The following is a 17,300-nucleotide window of genomic DNA, read 5'->3' as shown; positions in this document are numbered from 1 at the left end:
TACAGTCATCCTACACTGCAATTGGCTTCAAAAGGTGCATTGGGAATGTCCTTATTTACATGTCATAGGGAATAGTGTAACTTTTTCCCTTCTCATGCGTTAAATACGTTTGTATGATTTTGAAGCGGCTCAACTTAGAGCTACACAAAAGGGAGGTTATCGTTATCTATTACGCATTGACTTATCGAAGCTGGTCGGACGATCGGCAGGCTGAGACCGGGCAGCTGGAGTACGTATCTGTTACCCGGGATGAACTGTTTATGCGCAAACTGGTGGATGCAACCCTGATGAAAAACAAACTGTGGGCCCACCTGTCCAACGAGTGTGAGGATCTGCGGGATCATTCCATCTATGTGACTGCGTACGACAGCCAGATGCCAGCAGATTACGGTACAGCGATTGCGGACGCTGCACTGGCCATGTGCAAAGTCTCCTCGATGTACAGCGCAGAGTACATGCTGTGGAATGGAAAGGCATTTCAGGAGTTGGAACTCGCAGACTCGTCCTCGTACACGATGGAACTCGCCGAGCGGCTGCTGGACCATTATATGGTTCGTAACGGAACGACGTATGAATTCGTGTATTCGGTGCTGGATGCGGATCGCCGGAAAGTGTTGTTTTTTATGAAGGAGGTAGACCTGTAATGACAGAAGAAGAGCGGTACCATTCATCGAAACCCGGGTCAAAGGCAAAGCTGGTTGCCTTTTCCCTGATGCTGGCTGTACCCGCGGTATTGTCGGGCTGCGGCAGCAATGACGAGTGCGACCCGGATTATGACACCGGATGTGAGTATGATTCCAGCAGTGGGCATTATTATTATGGCGGTTCATACGGTGGCAGCAGCAGTAGTAGTAAGAACAGCTCCTATAGTAGCTCGAAGTCCAAATCGAGCGGATTTGGCAGCTTCTTCCGCAGTTCGGGGGGCTAATGGATATGAGGCATATCCACTCATTGCCATATGGACACGAAGAGGTGTTTGCGGGCGAAGCAGGGCAGCATGTTCCATATCACCGGATGTATGGCAAGCAATATTGTGTACCCTCACTAACCCTGTATACGCCTCAAGAAATGAAGGAATTGCAGCATGCCGCTGCACAGGTTGATGGAATATACTGCAAAGTCATGCGGTTTATCCAGCAATACATGCCGGATAGCTTTCTGGAGCAGCAGCTGGGTATTCATCCAGGGCTCGTTGCGACAGCAAGGATGGAGACAGTGACGGGTGGTATTACGCGTCAGGACTGGATCATCGGTGAGGCGGGGTTCAAGTGTATCGAAAACAATACCGACACGCCTACGGGCATACCTGAAGCTGCAGTGCTGGAGCGCATGATGGTGGGCATGGCCGAACGTGATGACTTCAGGGCACCATCAGCAGACATGGATGCCTGCATCCGGGAATGCTTCCGCAGGTGGCTAGAGTCTTATGCCGAGCAAGGGCTGCGAGGACCAGTGACATTTACTTCATTTGGTGAGCATGTGGAGGATCGGACCAATACGGAATATCTGATGAGACGCTGCCAAGAGGCTGGATATGAGGTGCGTTATGCTCCTCTGGAGGAACTTGAGATTGTTCCCGGAGAGGCACTGTATCATGATGGACACGAGATTCAGCTGCTGTATCGTCTGTATCCGCTGGAGTATCTCGTTGATGATCGGGATGAGACAACAGGTGTGGACATCGGTGCAGCACTGCTTGCACTGGTACAGGAAGGCCGGCTTGGGCTGATGAACCCCGTACAGCATGTCCTGATGCAGAGCAAAGGCTTCATGGCTGCGATCTGGTCACTGTATGAGCGCAATGAACAGACACCGGAGTACTGCGGTTTTCGGTTGTTTACGGATGCGGAGCTTGAGTCCATTTCGCGGTATCTGTTGCCCACTTATTTCGAAGCAGGACCTTTTGAACTGGAGTCCACTCCTTATGTCGAGAAAAGCTATTGGGGCCGTGAGGGCCGAGGCACACTGCTGCTGGGTGAAGGAACGGAGAGTAACGCACCAGAAGCAGGACAGGACGAAGATGAAGAAATCGCTGCGTATTATAACAACCAACCGAAGATTTATCAGCAGCTGGTTCCGATGGAACAGGCAAGCATCGTGACAGAAGACGGGGAATATAGCGGCTATCTGCTGACAGGCGTGTTTGTCATAGGGGGGCGTTTCGCCGGTGTACTGCCCCGGATAGGGGAGAAAGTAACCGGAGATATGGCCTATTATTGTGCGGCTGCGGTCAATAAACGTACTGGATGATGAGGAGGAGTAGGAATGGATAACTTGGGATTGAACCTGCTGAATGTGGCGGTGGGTATCGGCATTCTGCTGGTGGTATTGGTATGTGGGTATTTTGCTTTTAGCAAACTGACCCGCTATAACGATAGTGAGGAAATTGCCAAAGGCAACGAAGCGGCGGGCATGTACATGGGCAGCAAGCTGCTGGGACTGTGCATCATTGTTGGTATGGTGTCTTTCTCCACGCACTCATGGCTTGATATGCTGCTCTGGTCTGCATTAGGGATCATAATTTTGTGTCTGGTCTATATTATATTTGATTTCCTGACGCCGAAAATGCGTGTATGCGATGAAATCGCAAGAGGCAATCTGGCGGTAGCACAGCTGCTGCGTTCCATCATCATCGGCGTTTCCATCGTCATCGGTACGTTTTTGATGTAAAATGTACCCTAGCGATACATGATAATTTAGAGGGAATATAATAATTACACAGGTATGAAGAGGACAGAAAAAATCTGGAGAAGCGAAGCGTTCGCCTTTATCATCGGATTTTCACCTTTTCAGAAGGTATAAAAAAATCTGAGGATAACAGCGATCGTAAGATTGTTCTGTACTTGGAGTGCAAGTGTGTATTTCTTATATGTTCGTTCTAAATGAATATTAAACGGAAGAAGGAGCGCGGCATCATGAGAAAAGTCATCATTGATACAGATACAGCAGGAGACGATACAATTGCGATCCTGACGGCTCTGCACCACTTCCAAGTGGAAGGCATCACCATTACGGGCGGTAACGTCCAGTTTGACCAAGAGGTTGAAAATGCCCTGTACACCGTGCAGGTGGCTGGACATGGCGGCAAGGTGCCTGTATACAAAGGGTGCGAACGTCCGCTGATGGCCTACGGGCAGGTGCAGCACCGCACAGTGGAAGATGTGCATGGCGACGACGGCATGGGCGGCGCGCATTTCCCCAAGGCAGATCAGCGTCCCGAAAGCGGCCACGCGGTTGATTTTATCATTGAGAAAGTGCATGCCAATCCGGGAGAGATCTCTCTTCTGGCGATTGCACCCCTGACCAACATTGCGATGGCGATTCAAAAGGACCCGACAATTATTCCAGAGATTGCTCATCTCTACATCATGGGCGGTACGAATAATGCACTGGGCAATATTACGCCAGCGGCGGAATACAACTTCTACGTTGACCCTGAAGCTGCCAAAATTGTACTGCATGCTGGTATTCCAACCACGATGGTCGGCTGGGAGATGTGTACCCAATATTCCGTTATGGATGATGATGACCATGCAGAAATTGCAGCGCTCGGAACATCCGGAGCCGATTTCTTCACAGCGATCAACAAAGTGGTTATGCAGTTCAACAAGTCAGTACATAAGCTGAATGGCACCACACACCCGGATACACTGCTGATGGCGGTAGCAGCAGACGAATCGCTGATGACGAAGTCCGGTCAATATTACGTGGATGTGGAAGCCGCAGGAGAACTCACGCGTGGATACAGCGTAGTGGACATCAACGGACGTTTCGGCAAAGAACCTAACGTGCGCGTATGTGAAGCCATCGGTCGGCCGAAGTTTAAATCCATGCTGCTGGATGTTTTGTCAGCTATTCAATGAACCAAGGAATGATCTAAACACGGCAAGCCCACCTGGGTCCGTAAGGACCTGGTGGGCTTTTCTTGATACATTTCGTTAGCCTTGCTGCAGCAAAAATGAACGGATTCCGGTGGTGACCAGGTCGTGGTCCTCTTCATCAGGCAGACCCGATACCGTAATTGTTCCGATCTGTCCCTGACCTTCCACAATCAATGGAAAGGCACCACCAGCCAGTACAAAGTCAGAGGAAGGCAGGCTAAAATCCTGCTGAAGCGCTTTATTCTCGCTGCGCAGACGAAGAGCGGTATGCCATGAACTGGAGGAGAAGTGGTTTACCACGTTGTTTTTACGCCGGATCCAATCTTCATTGTCCGGATGAGTGCCTTCCATGGCATGCAGGAAAAGGCGGTGCCCACGGAGGGTAATGTCGATGGTTACGGCCTGTGAACGGCTTTTTGCCTCCTCGATCAGTTGGAGCCCAAGCTGTAGGGCCAGTTCAGAGTCAAATGTACGAAATACCAAGTCCTTTTCTTCCTGCTGCATTTCCTTTAATCTCTCTGTCATCGTCAGGTTCAATCTAAGGCAGCCCCTTTACATGTGTAGTTTATGTCTACATTCGACGTAGGGTAGGGTGGTCCCTTCCGGATGCAGGCTGGGTTATCGTTTGGCTCTAAATCTGCCTTTCAAAGGAGCCCATTTGGAGACATGACTTTGGCTGTGGTAAAGTGAAGGGAACGAAACTTTGGACATTCCACAGGTTTACATAGGATAGGGCAAAATGAGTTGGGTTGGAGGAGAGATAATATGCTGTTTTATTTTATAGCACTGCTGGTTACGCTGGTGGATCAGGGTACCAAGCTGGCCGTGAGAATGTATATGGAAGTCGGCGACATGATGAGACTCGGTGACTCCGGCATGCAGCTGCAGCATTATGAGAATAGCGGGATGGCGGGAAGCATGTTCCAGGGAAATGCGCGTCTGTTTGGCGTTGTCGCCATTCTGTTTATTGCCGGCATTCTGTATTATCGGAGAAAAGGTGAAATTCGTGGTTTCTGGATGCAGGCAGGAGCAGGCTTCATGGTCGGTGGAGCCTTGGGAAATGCAATCGACCGTTTTGTATTTGCAAAAGTAACGGATTTTCTAGTATTTCCATCTGGCCGAGGGATCCTCAACCTGGCTGATGTAGCGATTAACATTGGGGTGATACTCTTGGTGATCGGAATGTTAATCCGTGCATGGAAGAGCTACCGGGCCAAGCGATCGCGCAATGCCTTGCCCAAAATTGAACGTTGGTAATACGATAATAATCAAGTGCTGCAATCACACAAAATGGAAAAAAGAAGGACATTGGATAGTTACCGATGCCCTTCTTTTTGTTATACAGCCATATAATCTGGAAAATACATCCATGATTCATTTTAACCGAAACCGTTTTAGAAATAGAAAAGGGTTGAATAACGCCATTCTGTAAGGTGGATAAGGTGAAAGGATTAACCATATGGTTATTTCACCAGTTTAATGGGTAAAGTTTTACGTATATAACGCTGAGGGAGGTACAACATGAGAACATCGCTTACCAAGGCACTCGGGACAATGCTGCTGTGTGGAATAATGGCTGTGCTCCTATCCTCTTGTACAAGTGGGGAGAGCGCAAACGGCAAAGTGCAGGTCGAATTTTTCCAGAACAAACCCGAAGCCAAAGCAACTTTTGACGAACTGATCAAAACTTTCAATGCGGAGCATTCCGATATACAGGTCACTCAGGTGAATCCGCCAGATGCGGAGACCGTGTTGAAGACCCGCGTCGTGAAGAACGATGTGCCTGACATTATGGCCATGGGTGCAACCGATACATATTCGATTTTGGCCCAAAGTGAAATTTTCGCCGATCTGACGGATAGCTCCCTGACCAAGACGATTGATCCGAATTACATACAAATGCTGAAGGATGTCACGGGTATGGAGGAAGTGACCGGTATTCCTTACGCAACTAATGCAAACGGCATCATGTACAACAAAACGTTGTTTAAGGAAATGGGCCTGGACGTTCCCAAGACATGGGACGAGCTGATTGCTACCGCCCAAAAGATCAAGGATGCAGGCAAGATTCCGTTTTACTTCACCTATAAGGATGACTGGCAGACCAATCTCCCGTTCAATGCGCTTGGACCCAACCTGGTCGGTATTGATTTCTATCTCGAGCGTCGCGAGAACAAGGTGACCTTCAAGGAGAAATACCTCGAGGTGGCGGAAAAGCAGCTTGAACTGATGAATTACGGACATGGCGACAACTTCGGTAAGGCCTATTCCGACGGTAACCGTGCTTTTGCCAACGGTGAAGCATTCATGTATATCCAGGGAACCTGGGCGATCTCCGAGATTCGCAAAGCCAACCCGAATGTGGATATCGGCTTCTTCCCGTTCCCGACTGGAAATGATCCAAGCGAGATCAAGCTGGTGAACGGTATCGACTCCCTGTTTACGATCGCGGCGGATACGCCAAACCGGGAACAGGCTGAGACGTTTATCGCATTCCTGCTGGAACCCGAAAACATCGGAAAATACATTGAAGAGCAAACGTTATTTGCCGCAGTCGAAGGTGTGGAGCAGGACGACCCTGCGGTACAGGAGCTGACGCCTTATATCGAGCAGGGCAAGGTTATTGATTTTGCCGATCACTACATTCCGGCTGCGGTGCAGCTGAATTCCATCGTACAGTCCTTTTTGCAGAACAAAGACATCGACAACTATCTGGATACACTCGACAAAGAATGGGACAAGGTAGCGAACCGGCGTTAAGCCTTGTCCAAAGGAGGATGGAGTATGAACAAACGTATGGCACCCTATTACTGGATGACGGTTCCGGCGGTGGTATTGTTCTTCGTGTTTATGACGCTGCCGGCTCTCCAGGGGATATATTATTCCTTTACGAACTACAACGGATTTGGGAAAAGCTATGATTTCGTTGGTTTCAAAAACTATTTCAACCTGTTTCAGGACGACAATGTGGGCAATGCTTACTGGTTTACGTTCAAGTTTGCCATCGTGGTAACCATTCTGACCAATATTCTAAGCCTGCTCATCGCACTTGGGCTGAATGCCAAGATCAAGTTCCGCAACTTTTTCCGCGGCATTTACTTCCTTCCGAACATCCTGAGTGTATTAATCGTGGGTTACATATTTAACTACCTGTTCTCCAACGTGTTTCCAATCTGGGGACAGAACCTGGGGATTAATGCCCTATCGACAAACATTCTGGGTAGCGAAAGCCTGGCATGGATCGGGATCGTTATCGTGGCCGTATGGCAATCGGTAGCACTTAATACGATTCTGTATCTGGCCGGACTGCAAACGATACCAACAACGCTGTACGAGGCATCCAACCTCGACGGTGCAGGCAAATGGCGAGAATTCTGGAGTATTACCTTCCCGCTCATTGCCCCATTTTTCACGATCAATATGGTACTGGCCATGAAAAATTCCCTGATGGTCTTCGATCAGATCGTTGCCTTGACCAACGGTGGACCCGGCCGAGCAACACAGTCCATTTCTCACCTGATCTACACAGGTGGATTTGAAGGCGGCGAATATGCATATCAATCTGCGAACTCGGTTATTTACTTCATCGTTATTGCGGTGATTTCGATTCTGCAAATCCGGTTCCTGCAAAGAAGGGAGATGGATCTGTAATGAGAAGCCGTACACGTACCAACTGGCTGGTGATGCTGCTCGTTATTCTGGGCACATTATTCATACTATTTCCGCTCTATATGACGGTGACGATTGCGTTGAAAAATCCGGAGCAAATGGCTCAGTCGGTATTTGCCTTCCCGACCCAATTGCACTGGGAGAACTTCGCAAGTGCCATCGACATGACGAACTTCTTCCAATCGTTCCGTAACAGTGCTGTCGTTACTGCATCTACCGTCATTTTGACGCTCCTTAGTAACTCCATGGTGGCTTACGCTATCGCACGCAATATGGAGAAACGCAAGTTTTTCAAAGGGCTGTACTATTACTTCGTCAGTGCGATGTTCATTCCGTTTCCGATCATCATGCTGCCGATTGTCAAACTGACATCTTCACTGGAGATGACGAACCTGCTTGGCTTGACCTTATTACATACGGTGTATGGACTCGCCTTTAACGTCTTCGTGTATGTTGGATATATCCGGTCCATTCCGGTGGCACTTGAGGAGGCAGCTTTTGTGGATGGAGCAACAACCTGGGGCACATTCTGGAAAATCATTTTCCCGCTCATGGCACCAATCAGTGCTACAGTTGGTATTCTGACTTGTCTGTCCACCTACAATGACTTCCTGCTGCCACTCATCATTATCAGTGATCCGGCACAGTACACACTGCCGCTGGTGCAATACGTCTTCCAGGGTCAGTTCAATACCGACTTCAACCTGGCGTTTGCATCCTACCTGCTGGCCTTGCTGCCGATGATTATCATCTATCTGTTTGCTCAGAAGTGGATCATTAACGGGGTAACCCAAGGTTCTGTAAAATAAAGGGATGTGAATATAGAGGGGCGGACCTAAGAGTCCTCCTCTCTTTTTTTATTCCAAGGACGCATCCTGAACGTTTCGAACGGATTGATTAACCCGGGAAACTGTGCTATTTTTTATTCGTTAGTTTAATCGTTAAACAAAGAAGGCGAGTGTCGTGTTTTGCAAGCGCTTTAATTAAATAAGTGAATGAAACCAGCATCGGTGTACTCAATCTCAAGAGCAAGGGAGTAGGATGGTGGTTTTTTTTACATGCAGAAAGGAGAATGGACGGAATTGCAGAGGAAAACAGGGCGTTATAACTCGCTCCGCAATCAGATCTTCGTCGGTTTCGTCATGGTGATGCTCATTGTTCTGCTGCTCGCAGGTGTAACAGCCTATGACCGGGTGGCTGCATTGCTGAAGAGCAATGCCGAGAAACATATCCATCAGACCGCAGTGCAGGCCAGTGGTCGGTTGGATGCGCTCATTGCACAGGTGAACTCCCTGACGGCCCAGGTCGCGGATGATTCGTATGTGCAGCGTCTGCTCAGTGACGAGAAGCATGGTAAACCGGCCACCTTTAATCAACGTCAGGCACTGCTTCAGATTGCAGGCAGCTATCAATCTTTTATTAACGGGGCGCAAAGTATGGAGATCTACACAACCGGATACAACCGTATATTCCCGATGGATGACCGATCCCTGGATCTCCGAGTGGAGCGCAGCTGGATTACCCAAGCGGATGAAGGCAAAGGCAGATTGGTGTGGGCGGGCTCTGACCCTGAAGACCCGGGTGTACTTCTCGCCATTCGTCGAATCAACCTGCTGGAGCATTCTTTTGAACATGGTGGCTATGTTGTGGTGCGGATGCAGCGCAGTTTTTTTCAACTGAATGACTCGAATGAGGCTGAGGGTTTGCAGGATTCCATCCTGCTGCTGGACGGCGATGGTGAAGTGGTGACTTCCAATCTGCAGATTAACCTTGATCCCAAGGCCATTTTGGACAGTGGATCCGTCGTTCAGAATGGAGAGGAATCCTATATCGTTGTCCGCCATAAGTCCGAGCTGACGGGATGGACACTTGCTGTGCTGACACCGCTAGGAGAAACAACCGAAGGGGTATCGATCCTCAGAACAGCGCTGCTCGTTTCGGGAATTATTGGTGTGGGGCTGTTTCTTGTGATGTCCTTTTTCCTGTCCACCATGATCACACGTCCGTTGATTCGGCTGATGCGGGCCATGCGCGGGGCACAGCCCGGAGCGATGAGACCGAATCTGATGGTCAGTTCCACCATGGAGATCAATGAGCTGAATGATGTGTATAACCAGATGGTGTACAGGCAGAACGAATTGACACGTGTGGTGCATGAGAAGGAAGTCATGCAGTCCCGGGCCGAGCTGAAGGCGCTGCAATCCCAGATTAATCCGCATTTTCTGTTTAATACTCTGGAGGCATTCTATTGGTCTTTGGAGGAAAAAGGAGAAGAGGAGCTGGCACTTAGAGTTATTGCCATGTCCCGGTTATTTCGCTACATCATCCCGGGTCCTCATCAGGATGAATGGGTTACGATCACGGACGAACTGGAGCATGCGGAGCGGTATTTAAACATTATGCAGATGCGGCTGGGCGAGAGAATGCAGTGGGAGATCAGGCTGAGCGAGGAACTGCGCAGCGTGCCTATCCCCAAGCTGCTGATCCAGCCATTGGTGGAAAACGCGATACTGCACGGGATTGAAAATACGTTAAAACCGGGAAAGGTGGAGATTCGTGTTGAACCTTCCTCGGTAGAAGGTCGTGTACGCGTCAAGGTCCAAGATAATGGGCCGGGCATGGATGAGGAACGTCTGCTATCCATTGTTCAAGCTTTGGACGGCGGGCCTGCTGCATCCACGAAGGGAACGGGAGTGGGGCTGATCAATGTGCATCGCCGGCTGAAAGTCTACTTTGGCAGCCAACTGGGCGATGCAGCCAAACTTGTGGTGGAGAGCGAAATAGGGAGAGGCACCATCATATGTTTTGAAATTCCGAGGGAAATGGGGGCTGCACATGATTCATGAGAAAACCATTCTGATTGTGGATGACGAGCCGCGTACAAGAGAAGGCATACGCAAAACACTTGAGGCCTGGTCTACTGGGCGAAACCGGATTCAGACGGCCGCAAGCGGTGTTGAAGCCAGGGACTGGCTCGCCAGCCAGCCTGCAGATCTGCTGATCACCGATGTTCGTATGCCGGAGTTCTCGGGCTTGTCGCTGGTGGAGGCCATTCAGCATTTTCCCAGCAAGCCGGCTGTCCTGATTATGTCGGGGTATGCGGACTTTGATTATGTCCACCAGGCGATCAAGCTCGGTGTGGTCGATTATCTGCTCAAGCCGATTGACAAAGAGCAGCTGCTGCAAACGGTACAGAAGGCACTGCACGTCCATGAACAGCAGCGGCGCATCCAAACGATACAGGAGATGGTTGATCCGAAGCTGTTCGAGGTCAAGGAGCGAAGAGAACAGCAGGGCAATACCCCGATTGGCGAAGCTTTGGCATACATTGAGGCACATCTGGGTGAACCGATGACCATGCGTGAGCTTGCCGATTCGCTGCATCTGAACTCCAGTTATTTCAGCGTGCTGTTCAAGGAGCAGGTCGGGCTGAATTTCAGTGAGTATCTTATGCGTAAACGGGTACAGCGGGCCAAGGAATTGCTGGTGCAGACAACGATGCCCATCTCGGAGATCGCGGAGAGCGTTGGCTACCAGACCGATAAATATTTTATCAAAGTCTTCAAAAGCCTGGAGGGGCTCAGTCCAAGCAAATACCGTCATGCCGTAAATGAAAAGAGTTAACAAGTTCACCTTAAAATAGTGGAGTTTTACCAAATCGTCCTGACCTTATAGCGTGGTTATGCCCGTGCTACAATTTCAATAAAGCGGTTACATTAACCGAAAAACCACTATTGGGGGCTGGAATTATGAGCAAAAAAACGCTGGCAATGCTTCTGTCATGGACGCTGGTTCTCGCTGTCATATTGTCGGGGTGCAGCAGCGCGGGTTCCGGTGGAGGCAGCGAATCCGGCAGTAATGGCAGTGGAGAGGGCGGTACCACAGACGGAAAGGTCACGCTGAAATTTATGCATCTCTGGCCGGCCGGCAGTTCTGCACAGCAGAACAAGCTGGTCAATGATATTATCCAGCAGTATCAGACGGATCATCCAAATGTGACGATCAAGCAGGAAGTGCTGGAGAATGAACAATACAAGAATAAACTGAAGATTTTGTCCGCATCCAATGAACTGCCCGATGTCGGGGTAACCTGGGCCGCAGGCTTCCTGGAGCCTTATGTTAAGGGCAATCTGTTTGCGCCGCTCGATGAACTGCTGAATGGATCCCTTGGTGAGAAGTTCATCGCTGGAACAACAGAGGCTTACGCGGTAGACAGCAAAACCTATGCGCTCCCGATTGAGCTGAATATATCCCCCATTTATTACAACAAAGCGATCTTTGCCAAATATAATTTGCAGCCGCCAGCCACATACGATGAATTCCTGAATGTGCTGAAGACGCTGACCGAGAACGGCGAAGTGCCGATTGCACTCGGGAATAAAGACCGCTGGACCGGTTCACTCTGGTATATGTATCTGGCGAACCGTTTAGGCGGGGATGCGCTGGAGAAAGCGATTAGTGGATCAGGCAAGTTTGAAGATCCTGCGCTGACACAGGCCGCGGCAGAAGTGCAGAAGCTTGTCGATATGAACGCATTCAACAAGGGCTTTAACGGGTTATCCAATGACGAAGGCAAATCCGAATTCATGAATGAGAAGGCTGCCATGTACCTGATGGGAACGTGGGAACTGCCGAACTTTACTACGAACCCGGATATTCCGCAGGAATTCAAGGATAAGGTTGGATTTTTCAAATTTCCGACGATTGACGGCGGCAAAGGAGACATCAACAGCTGGGTAGGTGGACCGGGCGTAGGCCTGTTTGTGGCCCAGAACTCCAAAGTGAAGGAAGAAGCGCAGAAGTTTGTGCAGTACTTTGTGGAAAAATGGGGTGAAAGCTCCGTGACCGAAGCAGGGGTCATTCCTGCAACCAAAGTCGATACGGCGGCAGTACAGCTGCCACAGCTCTATATCGATCTGCTGAACGAGTTGAATCAGGCAAGCAGCCTGACACTCTTTGCAGATGTGCAGATGAAACCGGCTGCTGCTCAGGTGCATCTGGACATGATTCAGGCATTGTTTGGCAAAGCGGTCACCCCGGAGGACTTTGTGAAGAATCATCAGGCTGCAATTGATAAAGGCAACTGATGTACACCTCACCTACACCATTTGAAGGTTAGAACGTTTGAAGGGAGGATCACGTCTTGGACAAAGTCATGTCGAACCGTCTGGTTGCTGCGCTGTATGTGCTGCCTGCGCTGCTTCTGCTGCTGGTTCTGGTCTATATCCCGATTGTGCTCACCGGATATTACGGTTTGATGCAATGGGATGGGATTGGGGCAATGACGTTTATTGGTTTGGATAACTACGCCAGATTGATTCAGGACAGTACGTTCTGGCAGAGCGCCAATCATACGTTTTTGCTCGCCCTGTTCTCTGCGCTGAGCCTGATTGGTTATCTGATGATTGCACTTGTGCTGTCAGGCAAGATCAAGGGCGCGAATGTATTTCGAAAAATATATCTGATCCCGATGCTGCTGTCTTCGGTTGCAATTGCTCAGTTATGGCTGAAAATTTATCATCCCAGTAACGGTGTGCTGAACACCTTCCTGGAAGCGATCGGATTCAGCAATCCGCCGGCCTGGCTGGCGGAGCCATCGCTCGTGCTGTATGCACTATTCGTGCCGATTCTGTGGCAGTATGCGGGCTTCTATATTCTGATCTATTATGCGGCGCTGAAAAACATCCCGGAATCTCTGGTCGAGGCTGCCCGAATTGATGGTGCGAATCCGTGGCAGATTGCCTTTCGGATCAAGCTGCCACTCATCACGGAAGTCATCAAGGTAACCGTGGTGCTCGCCGTGGTGGGCTCACTTAAGTATTTTGACCTCATCTATGTGATGACCGATGGGGGTCCAAATGGCTCCAGTGAAGTTATGGCCTCCTATATGTATCGTCAGGCTTTCCGCAGTTTCGACTTTGGTTACGGCAGTGCTGTAGGTTTTTTCCTGCTCTTGATCTGTCTGGTGGTCACATGGTTGCTCCGCAAGGCGACGGCTTCCAAAGATACGATCGAGTATTCCTGACGTGAACGTAAAATGAAAGGAGGTCTATCCTGGTGAAGACGGATACGGCTGTTCGGCTGCCCGTACATCCGGAGACGGGTCAAGGATCAGCATGGTTAAGAAGGTTTGGATATGTGCTGCTGTATGTGCTCTTGTCTCTGGTGGCTGTGCTTCAGATATTGCCCTTGATCTGGCTGCTGTTATTCTCGCTCAAAAATAATCAGGAAGTATTTGACATGGCTCCTTTTGCCCTCCCGGCTACGCCGCGTTGGGAGAACTATGTCAAGGTATGGACGGAAGGTAATATCAGCTTATACTTTTTCAACAGTGTATGGATTACGGTGGTTTCTGTGGTGTTCACGGTTCTGTTTGCCAGTCTCGTCACGTTTGCCATCACACGGATGCGCTGGAAGGGACGTTCGTTGGTGCTGGGGCTGTTCATGGTGGGTCTGATGATCCCGGTGCACTCCACGCTGATCCCACTGTTCAGCTTGTTCCTGAAGCTGAATCTCACAGACCATCCGTTATCGGTCATTCTGTCTTACATTGCATTTAATATGCCGATCACGATTATGATCCTGCTTGGATTCTATTATTCACTTCCGAGAGAGGTCGAGGAGGCGGCGGTGATGGACGGATGCTCGGTGAACCGGATCTTCTTCCGCATTGTACTGCCGATGACCGCTTCCGTAATTGCGACAACAGCCATCATTAACATGATCTATGACTGGAACGAATTTATTTTCGTCAATACCTTCATTAGCTCGGATGCGTATAAAACGCTGACGGTTGGTGTACAGAACTTTATTGGGCAGTATACCACCGATTGGGGTGCCATTGGTGCTACGCTGATGATCAGCATCCTGCCGATCCTGATTGCATTTCTGGTGCTGAGTGAACGGATTGTTGAAGGGATCGCGGCCGGTTCGGTCAAAGGATAATGGTCCGGTAATTGTCCGGTAATGCCCTTCTATTAGACGCATCGTCTGCGTTTAATAGAAGGGTTTTGCTATGTCTCGGCGATGTCTACAGAGCAATGTGGCGGTGACTGCATGACAGGTTTTATGAAACAAAAAAATCCCTATTTCTGGTATTTCAAAAAACTTTCAATTATTTTCACAAAACTACTGCATTTTCAAATTACCTGTGCTAACATACCCTATGAAATCAAGCCCACGTTAGAAAGGTGAGAAAATGACAGCAATATCCTCGACCAAAGAGTCCCTCCGTTCAGATGCCAAGGATCTGAAGCTGATTCGGCTGACCTGGCCGATTTTCCTGGAACTCTTCTTGTTTATGTTGATGGGGAGCGTAGATACGCTCATGCTTAGTTCGGTATCGGATAATGCAGTCTCCGGGGTGGGTGCAGCCAACCAGATTATTTCGATTGCCATTCTTGTACTGGAAGTTATCGGACATGGTGCTGCGATTGTAGTAGCCCAATATATAGGTTCCAAAAAACTGAGTGAAGCAGCACAGGTTACAGGGAATGCGATTACGCTGAACCTTATGGTTGGGCTGATCCTGAGTGTTATTTTTCTGGTGTTTGGTGGACATTTATTGACACTTCTGAATATTCAAGGCGAAATCTATGATTACGCTCGTTCGTATATAAGCATTGTCGGGGGCGGGATTTTCCTGCAGGCTCTTATCAATGCGCTGGCTGCAACCATTCGTACACACGGGTATACCAAGGAAACGATGTACGTATCCGTGTTTATGAACGTCATCCACGTGATTGGTAACTATGCCCTGATCTTTGGACATTTTGGCCTGCCCAAGCTGGGCGTGGAAGGGGCAGCGATCTCGACGGTGGGAAGCCGTTTCATCTGCCTGCTGATCTTCTTCTGGCTGTTGTACCGTGTGAGTGAGGTTCGGGTAGAGTTCGGTTATTACATTAAATTGTCCAAAAATTTTATCGGCAAAATTCTGCGCATCGGCATTCCGTCTGCGATGGAATCCATGGTGTATCATTCCTGCCAACTCATATTTACGTTGTACGTGACCTATCTTGGTGCGGAAGCCATGGCAACCAAGCAATATGCCGGCAATATCTCCAGCTATATTTATCTGTTCAGCATGGCGATCGGCATGGGTACATCCATCATTGTTGGTCGTCTTGTGGGGGCACGCCGCAAAGATGAGGCATACAAACGGGTATTCGACAGTGTAAAATGGGCCCTTCTGGCCACCGTTATTATTGATGTGATCATTATTATCTTCCGCGTACCATTAATGAGCATCTTTACGGAAAACCCGGAGATTATCAAGCTGGGCGCTCAGGTACTCCTGCTTAGTCTTTTGCTTGAAACCGGACGTACCTGCAACATTGTCATTATCGGTTCCCTGCGTGCGGCAGGGGATGCCAAGTTCCCGGTATATATGGGGCTGATTTCAATGGTATGCATGAGTCTGCCTCTCGGATATCTGCTGGTGTTCCAGCTTGATCTGGGTCTGGCAGGTGTGTGGCTTGCCATTGCGGCAGACGAATGGACACGTGCGGTCATTATGTACTTCCGCTGGAAGAGCCGGGCGTGGGAGAAACATGAACTGGTGGAACATGATGAGGACGAGGTTGGTGCAGAGCCGGTTCCAGCAGTCTGATTCGTTTGCCACTATTGGATATACAGCTTTCAAGAAAGAGCTGGTCAAGGACATCGTTGTCCCTGATCCGGCTCTTCTTTTTTTATATTTTCCGCAAAAATGATCAAAACGGCTGCTTGTCGAACACGTATAGTAAGGATATGGAAGGGGGTTAATCTCCACTTGAGCCGTTATCAGGAGATGATTCAGGACAGCTTGTTCTATATTGAGACACATCTGCATGAGGAGATCGGACTGGAAGAGGTGGCGTCGGAGGCTTTGTTATCGCCGTATCACTATCACCGGGTATTCCGGGATGAGGTGGGCATGACCGTTATCGATTACATTCGTCATCGCCGGATGAGCTTGGCTTCTACCGCACTGCGCTCCACGGATGCAGGCATTTTGGATATTTCTCTCGCCTGCGGCTTCGAAAGTCAGGAAGCATTCACCCGGGCCTTTCGCAAAATGTATGGCATGCCGCCTGGACGTTTTCGCAAATTGTTCGATCTGAGAATATTCGATCAAAAAACCAGAGGAGGAGAGTTAAAGATGAATTCTGCAACGGCAATCAAAGGCTGGATGTTAACCGGAAGCCACCCGCAAAATTATGAGATGGGCATTGATCCTTCCGAAGTACATCAAGGGAAGGCATCGGGGTATTTGAAGGCCGTTACACCAATGGAGCCGAATGAGTTTGCCACGATGATGCAGCAATTCCTTGCAGACAAGTATGTGGGGAAACGGATGAAGCTGTCCGGCTTTGTCAAAACCGATCGTGTGGACGCATTCTGCGGACTATGGATGCGAGTGGATAATCATGTCCAGGACGTGCTGCAGTTTGATAATATGCATGACAGGCCGATTACGGGAACACAGCCCTGGAATCAATACAGCATTGTGCTGGATGTTCCCGCAGAGAGCGCAGTAATCTCGTTTGGCGTGATCCTGAACGGTAAAGGCAAGGTCTGGGTGGACAGCTTCCGCTTCGAGGAAGTAGACCTGAATACGCCCTTGACCCATATGGAGACGGAAGTTGAGATGTCGGACGAGCCGATGAATTTGTCGTTTGAAGAATAGCTTGATCGTTCGTAAGCTCAAAAGTGGTAAAAGACGAAGGCCGATCCATTCCAGGTGAGGTCTTTTTGCCTTGTACGGGTATA

17 protein-coding genes are annotated in these 17,300 nt (G+C 49.4%); 16 read left to right on the top strand and 1 reads right to left on the bottom strand.

Features of this window, described 5'->3' with window-relative positions:
* Positions 1-176 precede the first annotated feature (176 nt).
* The 5 genes from MHB82_RS28570 to MHB82_RS28550 all read left to right on the top strand — a co-directional run bounded on the left by MHB82_RS28570 (position 177) and on the right by MHB82_RS28550 (position 3,863).
* Positions 177-644, top strand: a complete 468-nt coding sequence (locus MHB82_RS28570; RefSeq protein WP_341176422.1) for a hypothetical protein — start codon at positions 177-179, stop codon at positions 642-644.
* Entirely contained in the window at positions 644-928 is a 285-nt protein-coding gene (locus MHB82_RS28565; RefSeq protein ID WP_341176421.1) for a hypothetical protein, read from the top strand. The genes MHB82_RS28570 and MHB82_RS28565 overlap by 1 nt, the downstream gene beginning before the upstream one ends.
* A gap of 5 nt (positions 929-933) precedes the next feature.
* The gene (locus tag MHB82_RS28560) at positions 934-2,250 is read left to right on the top strand and encodes a glutathionylspermidine synthase family protein (RefSeq protein WP_341176420.1); all 1,317 of its coding nucleotides are present in this window, start codon (positions 934-936) and stop codon (positions 2,248-2,250) included.
* Positions 2,251-2,265: 15 nt separating this feature from the next.
* A complete protein-coding gene (locus MHB82_RS28555) occupies positions 2,266-2,670 on the top strand; it encodes a DUF350 domain-containing protein (protein WP_110758448.1) in 405 nt (134 codons plus the stop codon).
* A 245-nt stretch (positions 2,671-2,915) separates the two neighbouring features.
* Positions 2,916-3,863 carry a nucleoside hydrolase gene (locus MHB82_RS28550; RefSeq protein ID WP_341176419.1) on the top strand — a complete coding sequence of 316 codons (948 nt, stop codon included), beginning with the start codon at positions 2,916-2,918 and terminating at the stop codon, positions 3,861-3,863.
* Between the two features lie 75 nt (positions 3,864-3,938).
* Here the strand turns inward: MHB82_RS28550 and MHB82_RS28545 are convergent, their stop codons facing one another.
* Complete coding sequence (locus tag MHB82_RS28545; protein WP_341176418.1) at positions 3,939-4,406, bottom strand: heme-degrading domain-containing protein; 468 nt, start codon at positions 4,404-4,406, stop codon at positions 3,939-3,941.
* A gap of 240 nt (positions 4,407-4,646) precedes the next feature.
* Here MHB82_RS28545 and lspA point away from each other — a divergent pair, with 240 nt between their 5' ends.
* From lspA to MHB82_RS28490, 11 genes are all read left to right on the top strand, one after another.
* The gene (lspA, locus tag MHB82_RS28540; RefSeq protein WP_110758452.1) at positions 4,647-5,138 is read left to right on the top strand and encodes a signal peptidase II; all 492 of its coding nucleotides are present in this window, start codon (positions 4,647-4,649) and stop codon (positions 5,136-5,138) included.
* A gap of 315 nt (positions 5,139-5,453) precedes the next feature.
* Positions 5,454-6,641 carry an ABC transporter substrate-binding protein gene (locus MHB82_RS28535; protein WP_445671277.1) on the top strand — a complete coding sequence of 396 codons (1,188 nt, stop codon included), beginning with the start codon at positions 5,454-5,456 and terminating at the stop codon, positions 6,639-6,641.
* Positions 6,642-6,665: 24 nt separating this feature from the next.
* Positions 6,666-7,532, top strand: a complete 867-nt coding sequence (locus MHB82_RS28530) for a carbohydrate ABC transporter permease (RefSeq protein ID WP_095290884.1) — start codon at positions 6,666-6,668, stop codon at positions 7,530-7,532.
* Positions 7,532-8,359, top strand: coding sequence for a carbohydrate ABC transporter permease (locus MHB82_RS28525; protein WP_095290886.1), 828 nt, complete (start codon positions 7,532-7,534; stop codon positions 8,357-8,359). The genes MHB82_RS28530 and MHB82_RS28525 overlap by 1 nt, the downstream gene beginning before the upstream one ends.
* A gap of 249 nt (positions 8,360-8,608) precedes the next feature.
* Positions 8,609-10,396, top strand: a complete 1,788-nt coding sequence (locus MHB82_RS28520) for a cache domain-containing sensor histidine kinase (RefSeq protein ID WP_341176417.1) — start codon at positions 8,609-8,611, stop codon at positions 10,394-10,396.
* Positions 10,386-11,174, top strand: a complete 789-nt coding sequence (locus MHB82_RS28515) for a response regulator (protein WP_095360151.1) — start codon at positions 10,386-10,388, stop codon at positions 11,172-11,174. Before MHB82_RS28520 ends, MHB82_RS28515 begins: the two co-directional genes overlap by 11 nt.
* A gap of 125 nt (positions 11,175-11,299) precedes the next feature.
* A complete protein-coding gene (locus MHB82_RS28510; RefSeq protein ID WP_341176416.1) occupies positions 11,300-12,637 on the top strand; it encodes an extracellular solute-binding protein in 1,338 nt (445 codons plus the stop codon).
* A gap of 56 nt (positions 12,638-12,693) precedes the next feature.
* Positions 12,694-13,575 (top strand): carbohydrate ABC transporter permease, encoded by an 882-nt coding sequence (locus MHB82_RS28505; protein ID WP_095290890.1) that lies wholly within the window; start codon positions 12,694-12,696, stop codon positions 13,573-13,575.
* A 56-nt stretch (positions 13,576-13,631) separates the two neighbouring features.
* Positions 13,632-14,495 carry a carbohydrate ABC transporter permease gene (locus tag MHB82_RS28500; protein ID WP_110758790.1) on the top strand — a complete coding sequence of 288 codons (864 nt, stop codon included), beginning with the start codon at positions 13,632-13,634 and terminating at the stop codon, positions 14,493-14,495.
* A gap of 253 nt (positions 14,496-14,748) precedes the next feature.
* Positions 14,749-16,158, top strand: a complete 1,410-nt coding sequence (locus MHB82_RS28495; RefSeq protein WP_095290892.1) for an MATE family efflux transporter — start codon at positions 14,749-14,751, stop codon at positions 16,156-16,158.
* A 180-nt stretch (positions 16,159-16,338) separates the two neighbouring features.
* Positions 16,339-17,217: a helix-turn-helix transcriptional regulator gene (locus MHB82_RS28490; RefSeq protein ID WP_341176714.1), complete on the top strand. Its 879-nt coding sequence runs from the start codon at positions 16,339-16,341 to the stop codon at positions 17,215-17,217.
* Positions 17,218-17,300 lie beyond the last annotated feature (83 nt).

The sequence above is a fragment of the Paenibacillus sp. FSL K6-2862 genome (genome assembly GCF_038005125.1).
GTDB classification, from domain to species: Bacteria; Bacillota; Bacilli; order Paenibacillales; family Paenibacillaceae; genus Paenibacillus; species Paenibacillus illinoisensis_A.
Note: the sequence above shows the minus strand (reverse complement) of the source record. Positions and strands in the feature narration are given on the sequence as shown.

What these genes read in the sequence shown, in the direction of transcription:
- MHB82_RS28565 (WP_341176421.1), top strand. Translation starts at nt 644, where the DNA reads ATGACAGAAGAAGAGCGGTACCATTCATCGAAACCCGGGTCAAAGGCA.
- MHB82_RS28560 (WP_341176420.1), top strand. Translation starts at nt 934, where the DNA reads ATGAGGCATATCCACTCATTGCCATATGGACACGAAGAGGTGTTTGCG.
- MHB82_RS28555 (WP_110758448.1), top strand. Translation starts at nt 2,266, where the DNA reads ATGGATAACTTGGGATTGAACCTGCTGAATGTGGCGGTGGGTATCGGC.
- MHB82_RS28550 (WP_341176419.1), top strand. Translation starts at nt 2,916, where the DNA reads ATGAGAAAAGTCATCATTGATACAGATACAGCAGGAGACGATACAATT.
- MHB82_RS28545 (WP_341176418.1), bottom strand. Translation starts at nt 4,406, where the DNA reads ATGACAGAGAGATTAAAGGAAATGCAGCAGGAAGAAAAGGACTTGGTA.
- lspA (WP_110758452.1), top strand. Translation starts at nt 4,647, where the DNA reads ATGCTGTTTTATTTTATAGCACTGCTGGTTACGCTGGTGGATCAGGGT.
- MHB82_RS28535 (WP_445671277.1), top strand. Translation starts at nt 5,454, where the DNA reads ATGGCTGTGCTCCTATCCTCTTGTACAAGTGGGGAGAGCGCAAACGGC.
- MHB82_RS28530 (WP_095290884.1), top strand. Translation starts at nt 6,666, where the DNA reads ATGAACAAACGTATGGCACCCTATTACTGGATGACGGTTCCGGCGGTG.
- MHB82_RS28525 (WP_095290886.1), top strand. Translation starts at nt 7,532, where the DNA reads ATGAGAAGCCGTACACGTACCAACTGGCTGGTGATGCTGCTCGTTATT.
- MHB82_RS28520 (WP_341176417.1), top strand. Translation starts at nt 8,609, where the DNA reads ATGCAGAAAGGAGAATGGACGGAATTGCAGAGGAAAACAGGGCGTTAT.
- MHB82_RS28515 (WP_095360151.1), top strand. Translation starts at nt 10,386, where the DNA reads ATGATTCATGAGAAAACCATTCTGATTGTGGATGACGAGCCGCGTACA.
- MHB82_RS28510 (WP_341176416.1), top strand. Translation starts at nt 11,300, where the DNA reads ATGAGCAAAAAAACGCTGGCAATGCTTCTGTCATGGACGCTGGTTCTC.
- MHB82_RS28495 (WP_095290892.1), top strand. Translation starts at nt 14,749, where the DNA reads ATGACAGCAATATCCTCGACCAAAGAGTCCCTCCGTTCAGATGCCAAG.
- MHB82_RS28490 (WP_341176714.1), top strand. Translation starts at nt 16,339, where the DNA reads ATGATTCAGGACAGCTTGTTCTATATTGAGACACATCTGCATGAGGAG.